The sequence below is a fragment of the Micromonospora sp. NBC_00617 genome (genome assembly GCF_045161355.1).
Classification (GTDB): domain Bacteria; phylum Actinomycetota; class Actinomycetes; order Mycobacteriales; family Micromonosporaceae; genus Micromonospora.
In genome coordinates this window covers 944,976-965,700 of record NZ_CP107751.1, presented here as the reverse complement: position 1 = coordinate 965,700, position 20,725 = coordinate 944,976, and the positions used below count along the sequence as shown (strand labels likewise).

General features: G+C 65.8%; 10 protein-coding genes and 2 pseudogenes. 4 read left to right on the top strand and 8 right to left on the bottom strand.

What is annotated here, in order from left to right:
- Positions 1 to 2: 2 nt before the first annotated feature.
- Positions 3 to 2,243 carry an AAA family ATPase gene (locus tag OG505_RS04320; RefSeq protein ID WP_405431135.1) on the bottom strand — a complete coding sequence of 747 codons (2,241 nt, stop codon included), beginning with the start codon at positions 2,241 to 2,243 and terminating at the stop codon, positions 3 to 5.
- Positions 2,244 to 2,776: 533 nt separating this feature from the next.
- Between OG505_RS04320 and OG505_RS04315 the strand changes: the two genes are divergently transcribed.
- Positions 2,777 to 6,298 carry an eIF2A-related protein gene (locus OG505_RS04315; protein WP_405431133.1) on the top strand — a complete coding sequence of 1,174 codons (3,522 nt, stop codon included), beginning with the start codon at positions 2,777 to 2,779 and terminating at the stop codon, positions 6,296 to 6,298.
- On the opposite strand, the gene OG505_RS04310 is transcribed toward OG505_RS04315, so the two are convergent.
- Positions 6,293 to 6,592 (bottom strand): NIPSNAP family containing protein, encoded by a 300-nt coding sequence (locus tag OG505_RS04310; RefSeq protein ID WP_405431131.1) that lies wholly within the window; start codon positions 6,590 to 6,592, stop codon positions 6,293 to 6,295. The two genes, OG505_RS04315 and OG505_RS04310, sit on opposite strands and share 6 nt — an antisense overlap.
- 773 nt (positions 6,593 to 7,365) lie before the next feature.
- On the opposite strand from OG505_RS04310, the gene OG505_RS04305 reads away from it, so the two are divergent.
- Positions 7,366 to 9,765: a hypothetical protein gene (locus OG505_RS04305; protein ID WP_405431129.1), complete on the top strand. Its 2,400-nt coding sequence runs from the start codon at positions 7,366 to 7,368 to the stop codon at positions 9,763 to 9,765.
- Position 9,766: 1 nt separating this feature from the next.
- Positions 9,767 to 10,204 (top strand): hypothetical protein, encoded by a 438-nt coding sequence (locus OG505_RS04300; RefSeq protein ID WP_405431127.1) that lies wholly within the window; start codon positions 9,767 to 9,769, stop codon positions 10,202 to 10,204.
- Between the two features lie 89 nt (positions 10,205 to 10,293).
- Here OG505_RS04300 and OG505_RS04295 read toward each other — a convergent pair whose 3' ends face one another.
- The gene (locus OG505_RS04295) at positions 10,294 to 10,929 is read right to left on the bottom strand and encodes a tetratricopeptide repeat protein (RefSeq protein ID WP_405434379.1); all 636 of its coding nucleotides are present in this window, start codon (positions 10,927 to 10,929) and stop codon (positions 10,294 to 10,296) included.
- A 141-nt stretch (positions 10,930 to 11,070) separates the two neighbouring features.
- Positions 11,071 to 11,220, bottom strand: a pseudogene (locus OG505_RS04290) (hypothetical protein); the annotation flags it as partial.
- A gap of 169 nt (positions 11,221 to 11,389) precedes the next feature.
- Between OG505_RS04290 and OG505_RS04285 the strand changes: the two are divergent.
- On the top strand, positions 11,390 to 12,505 hold the full coding sequence (locus OG505_RS04285) for an ISAs1 family transposase (protein ID WP_405425859.1): 1,116 nt from the start codon (positions 11,390 to 11,392) through the stop codon (positions 12,503 to 12,505).
- 56 nt (positions 12,506 to 12,561) lie between these two features.
- Here OG505_RS04285 and OG505_RS04280 read toward each other — a convergent pair.
- From OG505_RS04280 to OG505_RS04265, 4 genes and pseudogenes are all read right to left on the bottom strand, one after another.
- Positions 12,562 to 14,562: pseudogene (locus tag OG505_RS04280) on the bottom strand (tetratricopeptide repeat protein); the annotation flags it as partial.
- Positions 14,563 to 14,615: 53 nt separating this feature from the next.
- Positions 14,616 to 14,993, bottom strand: coding sequence for a hypothetical protein (locus OG505_RS04275; protein WP_405431125.1), 378 nt, complete (start codon positions 14,991 to 14,993; stop codon positions 14,616 to 14,618).
- A 208-nt stretch (positions 14,994 to 15,201) separates the two neighbouring features.
- Positions 15,202 to 17,250: an AIPR family protein gene (locus tag OG505_RS04270; protein ID WP_405431123.1), complete on the bottom strand. Its 2,049-nt coding sequence runs from the start codon at positions 17,248 to 17,250 to the stop codon at positions 15,202 to 15,204.
- 370 nt (positions 17,251 to 17,620) lie between these two features.
- Positions 17,621 to 20,722, bottom strand: coding sequence for a type I restriction endonuclease subunit R (locus tag OG505_RS04265; protein ID WP_405431121.1), 3,102 nt, complete (start codon positions 20,720 to 20,722; stop codon positions 17,621 to 17,623).
- Positions 20,723 to 20,725: the final 3 nt, after the last annotated feature.

Genomic DNA, 20,725 nt, shown 5'->3' with positions numbered 1-20,725 from the left:
TGCTACCGCACGTCATCCGAATCATCGGCAATAACGACGGAAGCGGTTTGGGCACGGACCGCAGCCAGTCCGAATCGGCTGTGCACCTGCGCCCGGCTGAGTCGACCGTAGTAGTGCTCCTCGAGCAGCGGCAGCAGATCGTGCCGCCAGACGCGCTGGAGCGCAGCCTCATCGTCGAGGCCGGGCCGCATGAGATACGACGGCCCAATCTTGAAGTCGTGGTCTTGGGCACCGATCAGGGTGTTGAGTGAGGCCAACAACCCGGCACGCTCGTCGTCTTCGCGGCCGTTGGCGGCAAGCCAACTCCCGAGAACATCGCGAACCGGATCCTCGTCGGGGTGTAGTTCGATGAACGCAAAGCGGCGTCGGATGGCGGCGTCGATCATCGCGATCGACCGATCAGCCGTGTTCATCGTCCCAATGATGAACACGTTGGGCGGCAAGTTGAAGGCCTCGGACGGCGAGTACTGCAGCCGCACAGTGGATTCGCGGTACTCGAGCAGGAAGTACAGCTCACCGAAGACCTTGGCCAGGTTCGCCCGATTGATCTCATCGATGATCAGCACATACGGGCGGTGCCGGTCGTTTCTTGCCTGCGAAGCGATCTCCCGCAGCGGGCCTGGTGTCTTAACAAAGCTCACTGCGCCGCCCTCGACGTTCTCGACCGGCCGGAATCCTTCGAAGAAGTCCTCGTAGGCGTACGAAGGGTGGAACTGCACGAGGCGTATCGCGTCACGCTCGGCCACGTGGCCCGCCAGCGCTCGGGCCAGGTAAGTCTTTCCCGTACCTGGTGGACCGCACAGAATGATCTGCGACCGTTCCTGCCAGAGCTCGAGCAGTTCGGTGAGCCAGGCCCTGCTCATGTGTACATGCTCCGCCAACGCCGCGGTGGCGGCGTTGAGTTTCAGGGTTACGGGGCCGACCGCTCGGTCCACGACGTTCGCCGTACTTGCCATGCCCGTTTCCTGCTCTACCTGGCTGATTGACTCGAAGAGCTCGATCAGCACTGACAGTGCACCGGTCAGATCAACTACGTTGCCCTGCTGATCCAGCTCCGCTGGCAGGGGCGCGGAAAGCGCGGCAGCATCGAGCGACGCGACGGCCCACTCGGCCGGCCGGCGCAGCTCACTACCGGCTGCGGCCGGACGAAACTCCGGCCCGCCGGCCAGGATTCCCAGATACATCCGGTCGTCGATGAGCGTCGTCACAATGTCGTCACTTTCCATCTGGCTGAGGAAAGCATGGAACTCGTTGGCGTAGCTGACACGTTGGGCGTAATCGAGATGCTGGTATCCGATGTCCACGGCCGACCGAATATCGGCCCGGGACGCGCTTAACGCGACCTCCCCGAGATGCGAGGCGCCGAGGGATACGAACGATTCTTTTAGCCAGTCAGCCAACAGGCCAGGACCACCTTGACCCGGACGGATCAGCCAGGCTCGCCGTTCACCGGACGGCCTCTCCTTGACTCGCCACTGATTCACGAATGGTGGCAGGTAGTAGTCCACTGGCTGGCCGGTCTCGCTCTGGATTCTGGCGGTGATCCCAAGCAGATCGCGATTGATAGATGGCGTGCGATCATCTGGATCGCTGAAGGCGTCGCGGATCGCCCGCTTGTGTCCAGTGTTAACGATCGGCAGGAAGTGCGTGGGAAACCGCAGATAGAGAAGCGATTCTCGCAGGGATGGAACGATCTTGGCCTTGTCCACCAGGGCCTGCCACTCCCAGGGGTCGGCCAGCGCACGCTGCCGGCGGTCGGGCGAGATGGTCCACCACTCGCACAGGAAGACGACTGCGTCCGCCAGCCACTTCCAGATCATCGTGTGGCCGCCGATGCCGCCGTTCCATGTCCCCTGCTCGAACGCGGCCAGCACTTGCTCAGGGATGGAAACTGGTTCCTTCATCCAGCCGAGCACTGTGCTTACCCGTTCGCGCAGCTTGCCGGCACTCAGGTTCACCAACGGTAGTCCCTGCAGCGTCAGCAGCTCCGCTGCCAGTTGGATCGCGAGGTCGGATCCAGTGTCGAGCTGCCTGTGCAGCTTGACCATGAACGAATCCGTGCCGGTATCGACCCGTTCGTTGTACAGGTGGAACAGCTCTTCCGCTGTTTCCGCGCTCCAGACTTGCCACCCGGGCGTGAAAAGGGATCCGCCTCGATTCAAGCCCTGCTCGAGGAGCTCCCAGCCAACACGGCGGACCAATTCGTCGTCGCGGGGAGGGATAATCGCAACACTATCGTTCATGATCCGCTTACTCCCCTAGCTGATCGTCAGGTCCATAGGGCGCAAAGCTCAGGTCGGGTAAGGCTGGGTCGACCGGTGAGGGGCGATCAGCTTGACGAACCGCCTGCTCCACACCAACCTCAGCCACACAGAGAGAACCGAGGTCGAAAGAATATCCGCTGGAGTCGACCGGTCAAGCTCTACAAGAGAGGGGCCCGGCTGGGTTGGTCGTTGGGTCGAGGCAGCTGCCACCACCGCGCGGGTACTGCCAACCATGGTGGGCTCAAGATCACCCCGACGATCACCTCCTCGCCAAGTACGAATCGATCTTGAGCGTCAACTTTTCCCACGCGACGAGCACCGCCCGACGCGAGCTCCGAGCGACTATTCGGCTGCTTGAGGATGAGTAGCGCCGGAAGGCAGGATCCCGGCTCCCCCAGGGCGATGCGGTGACGCTCTACGAGCTAGGCGTTCGCAAGGCGCTGCCGCGACCTATTGATGTGAGCGCCTACCCGCTACCGTGATGCCATCGGGGATCATCGTTGGGGGGATCGGTGCGGCCGAGTCGACGTCCACCTATCGCTCTTCAGCTGTCATTACTGATCATCGCCGTCCTGCTGGAGATCGCGGCCAACTTCTTCGCTAACGCCGACACGTCACCGCTGACCGCCGGGATCCGTCAGGCCGCCGGTCCGGCGTTGATCGTCCTGCTGGTGGTGCTGATCGTCGGGAACGGCTTGGTGCTGTGGTGGCAGGCGCCTCGCAGTCCGCGGCCGATGTGGCGGTCGGATCGCAGCCCCTATCCCGGGCTCTCGGCCTTCACCGAGCAGGACGCGTCGGTGTTCTTCGGCAGAGATGAGCAGGTCACTGACCTGGTGCGGCGGATGCACGAGCTGGGGCTGGACGCGTCCGCCCGGTTCGTCTGCGTTACCGGCGCTTCCGGCAGCGGCAAGTCATCCCTGGTCCACGCCGGCATCGTTCCTCGGCTGCGAGAGGGGCGGTGGCAGGTGTTGCCAGCGGTCACGCCGGCGGGTGAGCCTCTCGGCGTGCTCGCGGACCTGGCGGTCACTCTGGGCGCAGCCGACCGCGCCTCCGCGTTGAGGGAGGTGCGGTCCCGCCCGGACAGCCTCGCCCGCCACCTGACGGCCTGGCGGGCTCGTAAGGGACATCGCCATGGGCGCGTCCTGCTGATTCTCGACCAGCTCGAGGAACTGGTAACACTTTCCAGTGACGCCGAACAGGCCACGTTCCTGGAGCAGATCGCGACGGCGCTCGACGCCGACCGGAGGCTCTGGGTTGTCGCGACGCTCCGTGTCGAGTTCCTCGCCGACCTCCTCGCCGGGCCCCGCCCGGAGCTCTTCGCTAGCCCGGTTGCGCTGGGCACCATGCGGCCGGCGGACCTCGTCGCGGTCGTGGAGCAGCCCGCCCAGCTCGCCGGAATGCGCTTCGAGGACGGCGTCGTCGACCAGATCGTCGCCGACACCGCCACACCGGACGCGTTGCCACTGCTGGCGTACCTGCTTCAGGAGCTGCACCGGGCGTCTGGCCCGGGCCAGACGGCTACCCGCCAGGCGTACCAGGCACTCGGCGGCGTCGCGGGGGCGCTGGGCCGCCAGGCCGACAGCGTCATGGCGGACGTGCGGCGCGAGAGCAGCACTGAGGACGTACTGGCCACCCTGCTCCGTCTGGTAGCGATGGAGGGTGCCGAGCCGACTCGGCGCCGGGTGCCGCTGCAGGACCTGTCTGACATTCAGCGTCGGGTGATCGGCGTCTTCACCGATGCTCGGCTGCTGACCATCGACGTGACCGACGGTGAGCCGTACGCGCAGGTCGCACATGAGGCGTTGTTCCGCCGGTGGGCGCCGCTGCGCCAGCAGGTGGAAGCGCGGGCGGAGCAACTGCGTCGGCGTACCGAGCTGGAGCGGTGGGCAGCGGACTGGGTCCACGCCGGGCGCAGCGCCGACTACCTGCTCACCGGGGAACGACTTGAGTTGGCCGGGCAGTGGCTGGAAGCGATGGAGTCCGCCGGCCAGGACAGCCCCGCCGCCCGCGCCCTGGTGAACGCCTCCCGCAGCCGGGACACCGCGTTCCTGCACCGAGTGTCCGAGACGATCGGGCAGTTCGCGCTCGGCAACGTCGACCGCTACCCGGAGCTCGCGGTGCTGCTGACCTCGGCTGCCCTGCAGGAGTGTCCACCAACGCCGATCGCCCGCCGGGCCTTGATGGCAGCGCTGGCGTTCAGCCACACCGAGGCGGTGCTCGCCGGGCACACCGACGCCGTCCGCGGAGTCGCCTGGTCACCTGACGGCGCCCATCTCGTCACCGCCTCCAGGGACGGCACCGCACGGATCTGGCACGCGGACACCGGCACCGTCGTGCGGGTACTGAGTGGGCATACCGGCATGGTGGACGCCGTCGACTGGTCACCCGACGCTACCCGCCTCGCTACCGCCTCCCGCGACGGCACGGTCCGGGTGTGGGACGCCGCAACGGTGGCAACGGTCGCGGTGCTGCCCTGCGCAGACGTGGCACGGGGCGTCACCTGGTCCCCCGATGGGTCCCGCCTCGCCGGATCGAGCCGGGACCGGACGGTCCAGGTCTGGGACACCACCACCTGGCGGCTGACCGCCCGCTTGCTCGGCCACGAAGGAGACGTGTGGGGCGTGCGGTTTGCCCCCGACTCCCGCCGGCTGGCCTCCGCCTCCCACGACCGGTCCGTCATCGTCTGGAACCTCACCACGGCCAAAGCGGAGCGGAGGCTAACGGGGCATGGTGACTTCGTCGAGGCCGTCGCCTGGTCCCCAGACGGGAACCAGCTCGTCACCGGATCCGGCGACCAGACGGTACGGATCTGGGACGTGACCACCGGTGAGACCCGACACGTCATCGGCGGACAGGGATCACCCGTCTGGTCGGTCGCCTGGTCCCCCGACGGTCGCACCGTCGTGTTCGCCAGCGGCGACGGCAGCGTCCGCGCCTGGGATGTCCACCGGCTGCGGGAGATGGCTGAGCTGCGGGGGCACTCCCAGGTCGCCTGGTCCGTCGCTCTGTCCCCTGACGGACGACGAGCAGTCAGTGGCTCCGGCGACGGCACCGCCCGTCTGTGGACGATCCAGCCGCGCGGCGCCGAACGGTGCCTACTAGCCGGACACGACGGACCGGTCAGCGCTCTTGCTCTGGACCGGACAGCGAAGATCGTCACCGGCGGCGCCGACGGCACGGTCCGAATCTGGCAGCCGGACGGCACGGCTGACGTGATGGCTCTGCCTGAGCCGGTCTTGGCGGTCGCCTGTTCGCCGACAGCCGACCTGATCGCCGTGGCCGTGCGCGACGGATCGATCCACCTGATCGGCACCGACAGCGATGTGCAGATTGGGGCTGAGGCGGAGTCGCTGGCCTGGTCACCGGACGGGTCCCGGCTGGCCGCAGGCTGCAAAGACAATTCCGTACGAGTGTGGGACGTCCGCACGAGCAGTTCTGCCGGCGTTCTGCGCGGACACGCCGACTGGGTGGGCACGCTCGCCTGGTCACCGAGCGGTCGGTACCTCGCCTCCGGCTCCGACGACCGAACCGTCCGGGTCTGGGACATCGAACACCCCGGCGAGAGCACCGTTCACTCCGGGCATCAGAACTATGTGGACGGGCTCAGCTGGGCACCCGACGAGCGCCGGCTCGCCACCTGCTCCGCCGACTGGACGGTCCGCGTCTGGGACCTCAGGGGCACCGACCAGCCACGGGTAATGACCGGCCACGACAAGCGCGTCCGCTCGGTGGCCTGGGCACCGGACGGCCGACGCCTCGCGTCCTGCTCAGACGACCGCACCATACGGATCTGGGCCAGCGCGGACGACGACCAAAGCGAGGTGGTCGGCGTTCACCGCGACGCTGTGACCAGCCTGGCGTGGCTGCCGGACGGGCGGCAGATCGTGACTGGCTCAGTGGATGGCACTGCCCGTGTCTGGGCGGACGCCGTCGACGTGGATGAGCTGACCGTGGCAGCACGCTCACGGGCGTTCCGTGCCCTCACGAACGACGAACGGCAGGCCCATCTACTACCTGGCCATGCGGACTCATAGCGTCTGCTCGACCTCGCGGGTCTCCTCGCCAACCAGGTAATCGTCCGGGTCCAGGCCGAGCGTCTTGCGACGCTCCGACGCCCAGTAGGCGGCGTTGGCCTCCTCGAACGACTCAGGTCCATCGTGGGAGATCACCCAGACGTGCTGATTCCGCTCGCGGTCCTTCCACGACCCATGGATCTCGAAGCCGAGATCACGGCGCAGCGGGACGACCAGCTGCTGCCACCTATCCACCCACTCATCCAGCAGCCCAGCCCGGACCGTGTACGTACGGATCTGCACAGTCCTTGCCATACCCGCCACCTCATTCGTGCCGTGATCCCAGGGCCTTACGCCATCGACCCTAACCGAAGCTGTGGAACCAAGCCGGCCACGGAATCCACCACCGGACGACGTCGGGCAGCCGCAGCGAGCGAGCCACTCCATTCCCGAAGCATCCGCCATCCTGTCTGCCATCGACCCGCCCGCCGGGGAGCGGGCCGCCGCCCGGCCCGCCACCGCCTGCGGACCTCGACGGCTGGTACGGACGCTGGCGGGCCGGGCGGCGGTCTGCTCGGCTTGCCCGGGTCGTTGGCAGACAGGATGGCCTACCGCCACCAACCTCGGAGCCGGCGGCCGCGGACGGCCCCCGGCCATCCAGGAGCCGGAGCGCCCCCGCCGGAGGCGCAATGACCGCAAACCACGCGTCGCGCAACTCGCCGACGCAGCCGGGGCCCTCCCTCACATCGCGCATGGTCACTCCGCCCCGCCCGGAGACCGCGCCCGGTCACCGGGGCCGAACCCACGTAGTGCCGCCCGTCGTGCCACCCGAGGGCCGAAACACTGCTGACTCCGATTCGGGACATCCCGGAATGCGTCCCCACCTCACATCTTGTCCTCTGCCTGGAGATTAGAACATCAGTACGCGTTGGCTAGGCCATTGGCTTGCGCGTGTTGCTGGCATGAGGTCGGCGCGCGGGATATGTTGTGCGGCTCGCTGCTGGGCCGACCTTCGGCCCACCCATCGTTGTCCGGCACTAGACAAACGCGGCGACTGTCCACGGCCGGCAAGCCGAAAGGGCTCTTTCGTGGTCGCCGAACACCCTTCGCAGCGCGTCCTGCTCACCTGGGCTGACATCACCGCCGCTGCAGCAGAACTTGAGCCGGATATGCGGGACCTGCTTCTGGAGCTAATCCAGGCCAAGAACCCGAATCTGGCAACGAGCGTCACCACCGCTGACGGGCCTTGGTATGTACGGAACGTGCATGTCCGGGGTCACATAGGAGTCGCCGAGGAAGCGGTCGACCTGCCTCTGAAGCCAACTGCGGGCCTCACGATCGTCACCGCGCGCAACGGCACCGGTAAGACGAGCATCGCCGACGGCGCCCGACACACCCTTAGCAGCGGAACCAAGCGGTCCTACCAGATACTGGCGAACAACATTCATTATCCGCACCGCGACATTGTCACCACAGTCAGCAATGGGCGGCGCGACATAGAGATTTTCTGCGGGGCAGATGAGGTTGTTCAATGGCGCAACGCGGACGGTTCGCTCAGTACGCCGCCCAGCGAGTGGACGGAGGCATTCGAACGCTACATGCCAGTGCTGCTGTATCCGGAGATGTCCCAGGTCATTCAAGATCCGAGCAATCTACACACGTTCCTAAAAGACGCGCTTGAGTTGACCGCACTCGAAGAACTACAGGCCCTGCTCAAAACTGACCGGGACAAGGGCGCGGTGGCCAGGCGCCTTGTGGAGGCCGCCCACACGAGCGCCCTCAACGGCATCGTTAAGGCGGGCCAGGAAGAACTGGCCAGGACGGTGCGGAACTGCGGCGCGTTCCCGGACGAGGAGGCCCAGGCTCGGATCACGGTCTTGACCGAAACCTTGCCGGAGACGGCACCGCCGCCGCTGGGCCTGCCCGACACCTGGGCGGTGGATGACGAGCTTCGCGTACGGACCGTCAACGCGCTCGTCCGGCTGGACAACGCCGTCGGTTCGGATGCGGCCGGGGCAAACGCGCTCCTAGCGGTGCTTCAGAAGGCACTTGCCCTCGGTGACGCGCGGCTCGACGACCTCCGTGACCGGGACGTATGCCCGGTCTGTGGGGCGGCCGGGCACGAGTGGATGCGGCGTGCCTCCGAGGATGCCGACCGGCTGAGGACGGCTACCCGGGAACTGCGCAATGCGAAGGCCGCCGCAACTACGGCGGTGGGCGACCTTGGCAGAAGCTTCCCGACCCCGCTGACCGAATCGCTGCGCCGGGCACTGACCCAAGTGACGGATTCCGCGACTGAACTACGGATTAGGCAGTGGGACCGGCTCGTCCGCCTGGCCACAGAGTTCGCCACCATGGCGCCATCCGTGGCGTCGCTGACTGAGGCGCTTGACGAGAGCGCCGATCTAGTCGGTTGGTACGGGGAGGTCCGCGACGGCCTTCTCGCCCGGCGTGACGACGTCATCGCCGCACAGGCGACGGTCCGCGCGCACATCGGATCGTGGATGGACGTCCGCAGCCAGGAACGGCCGGCGCTGACAAGGCTCGCTGTGGCCGAGCGGCTGGACCGCAAGGTCGACCAGTGGATCCGCACCGCGCGTGAGGACATCTTCGCACCCATCGGAAGGGAGGTGATGGAGTTATGGTCCGTGCTCAACCCAGACGCGGACCTCAAGCTGACCGGCATCACCCTCACCGGCGGTACGAGGATGCGGCGAAATGTGGCGTTGGACCTCGTCGACGGCGACGTCGCGCTGCCGGCCGGCAAGAACAGCTCCGCGGTCCTAAGTACCGGCCAGCGCAATGCACTCTCGCTGGCCACGTACCTGCCCCGTGCTACCCAGCCAGAGAGTCCGTTCGGATTCCTCGTCCTCGACGACCCGATCCACGCGTTCGACACCTGGCGAGTGCGGTACCTGGCTCGGCACCTCATGACCCTCGCTGAGCGCTTCCAGGTCGTCGTGTTCACTCACGACGACCGCCTCTGGCGCGAGCTTCGTGGCCTGGGCGCAATGCCGACGCACATCCGTATGGACCGGCACGGTGACGGCCGGCCGCAGGTCCGAGTGAAGCACGTGGCCAGCCCAGGGATTCAGCGGCTTGACGAGATCCAGCGAATCCTCGGGGCGGAGAAGGGAGCGTCCATCGGAACCCCCGCCGCCGTCACCGCAATGACGCTTGCCATCTGCCGGCAGGCCGTCGATACCGAAGTCGTCGCACAGATCGAGATGCTGGGCCGGCAGGTCGGCTCACCCGAGGCCACAGTCGTCGCCGACCTTCGAAAAGCGCGGAAGACTCTCGACCAGTTGGCGCTCCTAAACAACTATGCCCGCCGCGCGGGCCTGCGAGCCATCGACGTCAACGGCTTCACGCCGACCGTGCACGCACTCAACGGCGGAGCGCACGGCCGCGCCCCCGAGGGAGACGCGCAGCTTTGGATACGCCAAACTCGGAAGATCATTAAAGCCGTCCAGCAGATCGGGAGCTGAGATGGCAACCTACCCGGACGTCGAGCTAGCGGATCTCCAGGCCGCCTACCGGGGGTGGCCCGGTGGCACGGCCGAAAAGGCGGCGCTCGCGGCGCTGGTGCTCCGCGTTCGCATCGAGCGCGCAGCGGCCAGGCTGCCCAGCACGGTGATTGCTGCGAAGCCGGACATCTCGATGATCGAACGACGGCTGTACCTCAGCATCGGTGAGCCGGGGCTGTCGCCAGAGGCCCAGCTCTGCCGCATGCAGACGATCGCTGGCGCGCTAGAGGCATACGTCGCGATCTGCGAGATCCTGCACGGCCGCAACCCAGATCCGACACCTCCTCTGAAGGATATCGATGCATGGACTTCGGCCGTCGATGCGCTCGAGAAAGACCTCTACCCGGCTCCCGCGGCCGCCCGGGACCGAACGTTGCAGGGCACAACTACGGGAGGGTAAGTCGCAATGACAGCTGGCCAACGGCCACGCCTGGTGTGCGGCTCGGAACCCGTCGAGCAGTGGGCTGGTAGACTCGCCAGCACCCACGGTCAGACCTGTTTGCCTCCGAGCCCCGGCGTATTGGGCTTCCGTCCCCTACGAGTCTGTGCGCCGGTTCCGCTTCCTGTCCTCGGCGGCGACGCCTTCGCCCGCCAGTAGTCGAACTTCACCGCGGCGGCCTGCGTGTCGAGATGGTTCGGGCCGAGGAGCCGAACCCGTTCTCGGTACAGGTCGGCGTATGCGCTTGCCGCTCCGCTGGCGTCCGCGGCCTGCTCCCGCCAATACGCAAGGTTGCCACGAGCGACCATGCAATGAGGGTGATCGGGGCCAAGGACTCGCAATCGGTCAGCGAGCACCTCCGCGAAGGCCTTCGCCGCGCCAGCGGCATCACCTGCCTTTCCCTGCCAGTGAGCGAGGTTGCCGCGTGCGGCCAAGGTGTGCGGATGGTCCAAGCCGAGAACCCGTACCCGGTCGGCAAGTAGTAGCCGGAGTGCCGCGATTGCACCCGCAGCCTCTCCTGCCTGTATGTGCCAGTACGCCAGAGCTTCATGCGTCCGAAGAACGTCGGGGTGATCGGCGCCGAGGGCACGCACCTGGTCAGGAAGCAGTTCACGGAGTACCTCAGCCGCGCCAGTAGCGTCCCCAGCTTGCCCGTGTAGATCAGCAAGGTTGTTGCGGGTGAACATGACGTCAGGATGAGTGGGGCCGAGGACTCGCGACAGATCGGGGAGTAGCTCGCGGTGCGCGAGAATTCCTCCTGCTATGTCACCATCCTTTCCCCGCCAGGTGGCGAGGTTCTGACGGGTGGCGAGGGTCTCAGGGTGATCAGAGCCGAGGACGCGAACCCGATCGGGCAATAGTTCCTGAAGCAACTCCGCTGCGCCAGCGGCATCGCCAGCCCGCCCACGCCAGCAGGGCTGTTGCGTAGTCGGTGGCGGAGCATCTGAGCTGGGAGTTTGGGCGGAACTGGGGTCCATGTAGGACGGGTGCGATCCGTTGGTGATCATGAGGTTGCGAAGCCAATGATCACGAGAAGGACCGCACCCGCCGATGCCATCATCACCTACCGCAATGCTGCTGCCCCACCGGCCTACCGGTATACCCCTACCGACTGCGGTCACTGAGGGTGAACATCACAGCCTGATCGTGGCGTTGGCTACGGTGCCCGATCCGCGTGGCCTACGTGGCCGGCGCTATCCGCTGGTGAGCATCCTCTCCGTGGCGGTGTGCGCGGTGCTGGCCGGGGCGTGCACGTTCGCCGCGATCGCCGACTGGGTGCGAGATCTGGACCGGACGGCGTGGGGCCGGCTCGGGTTCACCGACCGGGTGCCCGCGGCCACGACGATCTGGCGGCTATTGATCCGTATCGACGCTGAGGTGCTGTCGGCGGTGCTGGCCCGATGGCTGCGGGCTCGGGCGGCGCCGGTCGTGGTGGCCGGGCGGCGGTGGCGCCTCGTCATCGCCGTCGACGGCAAGGTCGAACGCGGCGCCCGGCTTGCCGACGGGCGTCAGGTCCATCTGCTGTCGGCATACGACACCAGCACCGGCATCGTGCTCGCCCAGGTGCAGATCGCGGCGAAGTCCAACGAAATCCCCGCGTTCACCCCGCTGCTACGCCAGGTCGCCGCCCAACTGGGATCACTGAACGATGTCCTGGTCGTCGCGGACGCGCTCCACGCCCAGACCGGCCACGCCGAACTACTCGCCGCCGACGGCGGGCATCTGATGGTCGCGGTCAAGGGAAACCAGCCCACCCTGCACGCCCAGCTCAAGACCCTGCCCTGGGCGCAGGTGCCGGTCGGCTGCCAGACCCGCGAGACCGGTCACGGCCGTAAGGAGACCCGTACCGTCAAAGCCGTCACCGTGAACACCCCGGGCGGGCTCAGCTTCCCCCACGCGCAGCAGGCCGTCCGGATCACCCGAACCCGTACGATCAAGGGCAAGACCACCCGCGAGACGGCGTACCTGACCGTGTCTCTACCCGCCGAGCAGGCCCAACCCGCCGACCTCGGCACCTGGGCCCGTTCCGAGTGGCATATCGAGAACCGCCTGCACCACGTCCGCGACGTCACGCTACGTGAAGACGCCCATCAAGCCCGGACCGGGAACGGCCCCGCCGTCTTCGCCACACTCCGTAACACCTCGATCGGATACCACCGCACCAACGGTGCCACCAACATCGCCCGAGCCACCCGACGCGCCAACCGTCGACCGCACGACCTCATCGACGCCGTGACCAGGAGCAACCCGACAACGCAATAGCCCTGCCCACGCCAGTTAGCGACGTTATGCCGTGCGCCGAGGGTCTCTGGATGGTCGGGGCCGAGGACCCGCAGCCGATCCAGGAGCAACACTTCAAACTCGGCCACCGCACCAGCAGCATCGCCCACCTCTCCGCGCCAGTAGGCAAGGTTGCCGCGGGTCAACAGGGTTTCAGGATGATCGGGACCAAGGAGCCGCAGCCGATCCAGGAGCAACTCCTCAAAAGCCGCCACCGCACCGGCAGCGTCGCCCGCCTGCCCCCGCCAATGGGCGAGGTTACCCCGGGTGGCCAGGGTGTCGGGATGGCCGGGGCCGAGGACGCGCAGCCGCTCCACGAGCAACACTTCAAACTCGGCCACCGCACCAGCAGCATCGCCCGCCTGCCCCCGCCAAAAGGCAAGGTTACTTCGGGTGACCATAAGATCAGGGTGACCACTGAAGGAACGGCTTTGGTCAATAAGTAGTTCGTGCAGCCCACTGTCTGCAGCGGCAAGATCACCAGCAGTCCCCTGCCAGTTGGCCAGGCGACCCCGGACCTCCAGGGCGTAGGGGTGATTGGGGCCGACAAGCCGACTTAGGTCAGCCAACAACTGCGCGAGCAGAGCAGCCGCACCAGCCGCATCCCCGGCCCTCCCCGACCAGTTGGCGGCACTGCCGCGGGTGACCAAGGTATGCGGATGGTCCGGACCGAGACGTCCAGTCGAAATCTCCTGCAGACTCTGGAAGTAGTCGCGGGCAGCAGCTACGAGCCCTGATTCCCCGAGGCTGCTTCCGCTCCGCAGCAGCACGGTATGTACGCCAAAATCGGCGCTGATGAGGCTGCTCTCGCTGACCACCTGCAATGCGGCTGTGTTGGCTCTGAATGCCTGGGCGTTGGTCCCGACGTCTCCACGGGCGGGCCATGACAGCATGAGGGCATCAGCCGCGACCCGCGCCAGGGTGCGCAAGACGATAGCCGACGTGGCCTCCCGGACAACGCGTTGCACCATGGCGTGTACTCGTACGCTGCGACCGCTGCCATCTAGGCTCGCGAGGCTGAGACGGTGCAGCAGGCGCAGCGCATCATGTGTGTCGTCGTCGTCGATCGGCCGCCCGACTCGCTCAGCAAGGTAGGTGGTGATGGCGTTGGTGGCGAACAGTTCGGTGGGGATTCCGTTCGGGTCGAGCTGCGCCGCCAGTTCCAATATTGGTCGCGCCACGCCTCGCGTACGCTCGTCGGCCGCGTCGATTGACGGATTCCAGGTGAGTCCCACTGGCGCTGCCTGGTCGTCGGGTAGAGCGTGCGGTGCAAGGTCATGAAGCCGGCGGCGCCTCAGTCTCTGTCGGTACTGTGAGCAGGTTAAGTCCTGGTCAATGAGGTATGCAGCGGCCTGTGCCAGGGCCAGCGGTAGGTGACCGAGATCTTGGGCAAGCGCTTCGGCCTCATCAGGACAGTGCAGCGCATCCGAGAGTTTGCTTCGCAGATACTGGGTCGCCTCGTCGGGAGTGAACAGAGAAACGTCAATGACGTTCCGGCCAGCCAAAAGCGCCGCATCCCGCCGTCGTGTAGTCGCCACCACGTGACCGGACGGGGTATTGGGGGGCCATAGGCCCAGTAGATCTGCGGGATCGACGAGGTCGTCGAGCACTACCAGCCATCTGCGCGGCGTGCTGGCCAGCCAGGCCAGAAACCGGACTGCCCCGTCGTTGGAATCTGAATCTACGACGCCGGTCACTTCAGCAGCAGCCTGCGCGTAACGAGCAATTAGCGCGGTACGCGAGGCGGCGGTGACCCATACGAGGAGATCAACTCTTCCCTCCCGCCACCAGCGATCTGCCAGCGCGGTCGCAGCTTGCGTCTTGCCAACACCACCCGGACCAGTCAAGACCTGGCCAAGCGCCAGCGTTTCACGATGATGATCAACCAGCGCGGAGGCTAGCTGCGCGTCAGCCAAGCGGTCCAAGCGTCCCTGCGCAGGCGGCGGAAGAACGCCGACTCGGACCGGCCAAGTCACCGGCCGCGGCGGCAGGTAGAGCTGGTTGACTTGAACCCCGTGATCACCAACCTGCACGCCCATGGCGTGGCGGGCATCGATGGTCCACCTCGCATCACCGGGCCCAACCGTTGCCATCAGTTGAACGAGTTGTGTTGGACGTTGTGGTCGCCAAGCTGCACGCCCCGCGCCTCGCGAAGATCCGCCAAGTAGCGACTGGCTCCCATTCCACCCGAATCGACCGAAGAGAGAATTGCCCGCGCAGCTGAGAGAACTTCCTCATCACGGTCAGCATCCGCCTCGACCAGCGCCGCACTCAACTCCACTCGCCATTCACCAGAGGCATCCTCAAGTCCCTCGATGGCCCCAACTACTCGATTGCTGCCTGCCAATCGCTGACGCAACAAGTCCCGCAGGTCTGCATACGCGTCGACCACCAGCGCCTTCGCCGAGTCGGACACCCCAGCACCAGCCCCTGCGGCCAAGGCGGCAAGGATCATCTCGACACCAGTCACCACTTCACCTTTCAGCAGGCCAACGACACATTGTTGCAGGGCTTCTCAAGGGTTCTCAGGGCACGTAGCAGCTGCGTTGGGGATTCGAGCCTCACCACCCACGGCTCCCTGTGGGCTTCGGACGAGTTTCTCCTCGCACCACATCAACGGTTGCATACGCTGGGCTATTAGCCTGTGGCCTGGTCCGCGACTCTGCACTCAAGGCCATTTATTGATCCTGGAGGTCACGCCAGGCTAGGTCAGTGAGCGTCTCACCCGTCTCGACGGTCCAGCGCGCGGTTCCCTGAACAGCAACCGGGTGCTTTTCCCGGCCGGCCTCCTCCCATATTCTCATGATCAACCCGGACGGTGAATATTGCTGGCCGTCTGCCGACCACAAGATCGGCCTTGATCGATGAGGAACCCACGTGCCTCGCGCTCGTCGAGCGTCTGCAGCCAACCAGTCCCGCGTAGCCTCGATTTCAGCGGCCAGCGGGGTGAGCAGTGTGAGAGCCGCACCTTCGTCTAGAAGGCCTCGGTCGATGATGACCGAGACCGCATTAGGACGGCGCTTACGTTTGGTGGGTGGTACGCGTCGGTACTTGTTGTGGACATTGATGCTCTCCACCTCCGCTCCGGTGAGCACCTTCTGTGTCACTTCGCGACAGCGGTCGACATCCGCGCATACTGATCGAATCTGGGACCGATCCGAGTAAAGGGCATCGATCACCGCGACAACCGTCGGTAACAGCCCCTCCACCAAGTCTCCGACTTGCGCAAGTGCCTGCGCAGCCCAATCGAGTCGGGGGTCAGGCTCGTCGATGGATTCGGTGTCGAGCTGCTGAAAGACCAGATGCGTGAGCAGGTAAACACCATGATCCGCGAGCGCGGCACCGCGACCCTCGTACCGAGGCTTCAGGTCGTGGAGTGTCCGCCGCACCTGGCGTAGGACCTGCACCGCGTTCCACAACAGGTAGACCCCCGGCTGCGGCCGAAAAAGAACGTCGTAGATTCCTTGCGAGCCTCTCTCCCAGAGCACGTCGAGAGTCGTCGCCATGCGAGCCGCGTATTGGCTATCGGGATGGGCGCAAGCAAGGGCACAAGCGGCTTCCACGACCGAACATCCAGTGTCTGGCTCCGGCTCAAGCTCACCGCGGCGAACACTGTAGTCGAGCCCCAACTCGGCGCGCATCTCCTCCAAGATCGATGCCTGCACTGGGTCCAGCGCAATGAAGTCTCGATACTCAACCTTGTTCTGCCGGTTGGTCGCCTGAGTGGCCTGTTTTGCGAATTCGACAGACTTGCCCGTCACGATGACACGAACGCCCACCTGCGCTGACGCGACATCGTCGTCTGCCTCGAGGGCTTCCGCCACCGACTTAACTGTCTGGGCACCATTCACCACGCTTGCGTTTTTCAACGTCAGCCGAAGCGGGCGAGACTGCGGCGCACGCATTGACTGCTGGACGCGTTCAACCGATTCGCAAAGGATCGTGACGCCATTGTTGAAGTACCAAAAGTGGGCAGGCTCATCAACCAACGTCTCAATCATCTCGTTGTTGATAGGCGTGCGGCCAAGCGGATTACGAATGTTTAGATGGGAGAGATTGTAGCCGTTCTTCGCCCAATCGGCGACTTGGTCGGCCTGGACGACACCCTGATAAGACTCGTAGGGGACCGTGATGGGAAACCACGGGAACAGCTCCGCTTCCAGATCGACGGGCCGAGGCGCCATATCCTCACGCACGGAGGTCCAAACTTCAGCAGAGAGAATAATGCGGTTGTCGAGAACAGGGCCATGACGGTTGAACTCGGTCTCTCCACCCTCGACGGCGGCCAAAAAGCCCGCGGTTACCGGCTCGGCACGCATCAGCACGATCACCTGCGTCACAGGAACCGGTCCGCTGGACATGACGGTCTTGGCTGACTCGGCAAGGGGCCGGCCGCGGAAGTTGAACGGAGTGAAGTTTTCGTCGTCAATGAGCCGCAGCCCGGCGAGCAACTCCATCACCGCAGACCGCTCGGACTTGGCGTTTCCGTACTTACTCCACTTTGCCTGAACGAGGAAGACGTGGGGGTCGGGACCATCTATCACGGCAATCGCATCGATGCCTTGGTCTCCGTCGCCATCGATCACGGCAGCAGCCGCGTCCTGCGGCGTCCAACCCGTCACCATCCGCACGGCTTGCGCCGCGAGTGCTCGGGAAAGCGCGCGCGGCGTACGCTCCTCCTCCGGCTTGTCCTCGAGATCACTGAGGTCGAGAAGGCCCGATTCCACATAGACTGATCGAAGGGCTGCTTCAACCTGTCGCACCTGGACGGCCGTCTCTACTTGACTAGAGCCGCGTCGAATCGAGCTCAAACCTTCGCCCCCTAGTTCCGCAGTTTCAGACCACAGTGGACGTCTCATCCTACGCGTCTGAGCCGGTGGAAGCTTACCTGCAGCCAACAGACGACATCGATCAACCTGAGCCGCTGCGGGCCTCTCCGCTCCAAGGTCATCGTCGCGGTTGTCGGCAAGTGGCACGGCTATCCCCGAACACCCCATTCGGGCATCTTCATCAGTACGCTAGTGCCTGCCTCTCCGGCTGGCCGAGCAGCGCGATGAGTCCGGCGAACACGACAGGTCGCCGAGACGTCGTGTCTCGTCAGTCAACGAGGTAGTGAGCCTCGATGTAGGCGACGGTGGAGTCGTATGGCTCCCCCACCGGCTTCAACATGTACCGGCGGAAGACGGCGGCGGTGGCGCGGCGGACGCCCCGGTTGCGAGCGTCTGCGTTGTCCCATGATTGGGCGAGGGTCCGGGTGACCACCTGGTCGATTTCCTCGGCCAGGTTCCTCTCCGTGACGGTGAGGCCGGGCGGTGCGTGGTCGTGGATGATCCGCGACAGGACGCCGACCCGGTCGTCGTCCAGCACTACGATGGCTTCGTCGGGGTGTTTCTCGGCGTTGACGATGGCGCGGGCGATCCGGAGTGCTTCGGCCAGGAACTCCAGGGCGTCCTGGGCGTTCTGGATGATCCTGTCCCGCAGGAGCCTGATCCGCTCGGCGAGGGCGGTGTACTTCGCGGACCCTGGTTCGACCCCCTTGTCGAGGGCGGCCTTGATGTGGTCCAGGATCTCCGCCGCGGAGGGGGGTGTCTTGTCCTCGCCGTCGTCCTTGCCGGGCTTGGGGCGGACGAGGGCCATCAGCTCTTTGAGGATGGTGATGCCCTGGGCGTCCAGGACGAGGGCTTCCTCCTGGGAGGCGACCACGGAGAACGAGTGGACGTGGGCGTTGATGATCTCTAGGACCATCGGTCCCAGCTCGCCCAGCCGTTCCTTCCTCTCCTCGTCGGAGGACTTCTTGAACAGGGTTGTGTACACGGATCCGAACAGCCCGAAGCCGTCCCGGTACTTGGCGATCCGCTTGTCGGTGTTGATGAGCGGGTACAGGCGGGCCAGGAGCCGGTAGTCCTTGGAGAACACCTCGGCGGCGCCGGGGTTGGTGTCCAAGAAGGCGTTGATGGCCCGCACGGACTCGTATCCGTGGACCGTGAGGTTCAGGTCGTCGGCGTCTGCGAGGAGGTCTTCGATGCGGGCGAAGGTGGTTCGGAACTCGGCGACCAGCTCGGAAACATCGGTGACGAATCCGCCGCCCTCGCCGGTCCCCTCGGCGGTGGGGTCGACGACGGCGCGCTGCACTTCTTCGGCCAGGCCGATGTAGTCCACGACCACGCCGGCGGTCTTTACGAATCCGGTCGGGGATACCCAGGTGCGGTTCGGGCGGGTTATCGTCTGGAACAGGGTGTGGGCCTTCAGCGGCTTGTCCAGGTAGAGGACGCCCTCGTTGGGGGCGTCGAACCCGGTCATCAGCTTCGCGGTCACCACCAGGAAGCACAGCGGGTCGTCAGGTGTGAGGAACCGCCGCTTCTGTTCCTCCTCCTCGGCCTCCGAGAGGCGGTACGGCCGCATGGCGGGGTCTTCGTCCTTGGAATCGGAGACGGAGATGTTCACCTCAGCGGTAATCCGGGCGTGCTTCCCGACCTCGGTCAGCACCTGTGAGGCCTCGAAGCCGGCCAGCAGATCGTTGATCTTGTCCGTGTACGCCACGGCCAGTTCGCGGTTGTAGGCGACGACCTGTGCCTTGAGGCCGTTGCGGTAGGCGCCGGCCAGGTAGTGATCGACGATGTCTTGGCAGACCGTGTGGATGCGGTCGGGGTTGGCGAACACCGAGGTGAGTCGTCCAAACTTGCGGGACAGGGCCTCACGGTCGGGGTCGCCGAGGTCGAAGTCGTCGGCGAACTGGTCGAACTCGGCCTGCAACTCCTGGTCGTTCATCTCGAACGAGACCGGGTGCGGATCCAGCATGACCGCGACGGTCGCCTCGTCCTGTAGAGACCTCGACACGGAGTACCGGTGCAGCACCCTGCCCGGGTCGGCCTCCTCGCCGAAGAGGGCGAAGGTGTCGGTGGCGAGGTTCCTGAGGGGGGTGCCGGTCATCCCGAAGAACTTCGCGTTAGGCAGCGCCGCGCGCATCTGCTCTGCCAGGGTGGGCCTACTGGGCAGTCTCCCCCGGTCCCGGCTGACGACTTGGGTGCGGTGCGCCTCATCGACCAGCACGATGATGTTGTCCCGGGTCGACAGGTCCTTGCCGGCATCGGCGAACTTGTGAACGGTCGTGGAGATGACGCCGCGCACGTCGTCGGCCAGCAGAGAACGCAACTCCTGGCCGGTGGCGGGCTGGTGGAAGTAGGCGTGACCCATCGCCGAGGTGAACACCCCGGAGGTCTGCCGGACGAGCTGGGTACGGTCCGAGAGCAGGATGATCGTGGGCGACTCGGTCCGGGTGTCGGCCAACAGTAGCGAGGCGGCGAACACCATCAGTAGCGTCTTCCCGCTGCCCTGGTGGTGCCAGATCAGGCCCTTCTGGCCGCCGGCTACGACCCGCTCGTGGATCAGGTGGGCAGCTTCCATCTGCGGATAGCGGGGCAGGTACTTCTTGTCCACCCCGCCGCCGGAGGTGTCAAACAGGGCGAAGTTGGCGAGCATGTCGAGGACGGTGGCCGGGTTGAGCAGCAGCTCGACGGAGCGCTGCACGTCGGCCTGGCCCGACAGGTTCTCATCGTCGGCGGTGGACCGGAACGGCTGCCACAGGTTCGTCGGCGCACCGGCAGCGCCGAATCGCAGCTTCAGCCCGTCAGAGGCGACGGCGAAGACGTTGGGGGTGAAGAACCACGGGTACTCGGTGGCGTACACGTCGTTGATTTCGCGGGCGGCGTCAGCCCACCCGGACTTCGCGGTCGGCGACTTCACCTCGACCACCACCAGTGGCAGCCCGTTGACCCAGTACACGAGGTCGAACCGGCGGGAGGTCTTGCCGGGGACGGTGATGGTCACCTCGTCCGAGACGACCAGCGTGTTGGCGATCGGGTGCTTGAAGTCGATGACCTTCAGGACGTGCCACACGCCGCCGGCATCCCGGAACTCCTTGTGCCCGTGCAGCAGGCGCAGCACCTGCTCGTTGGCCCGCACCAGCCCGCCCTCAACAGCGTTGACCGTGGCGATGATCTCCTCGACCACCGCGTCCACGTCGAACCCGTCGATCACCCCAGGGTTGAGTCGGACGATGGCGTCCCGCAGCTGGCCGGCGACCACCGTCTGCGTCGTCTTCCGCGGTAGTGACCTGCCCGCTAGGAAACGCCAGCCCATCGGGAGGGACCACTGGACCATCAGGTTTTGGAACTCGCGCTCACGAACGCCCCTCGCCACGGC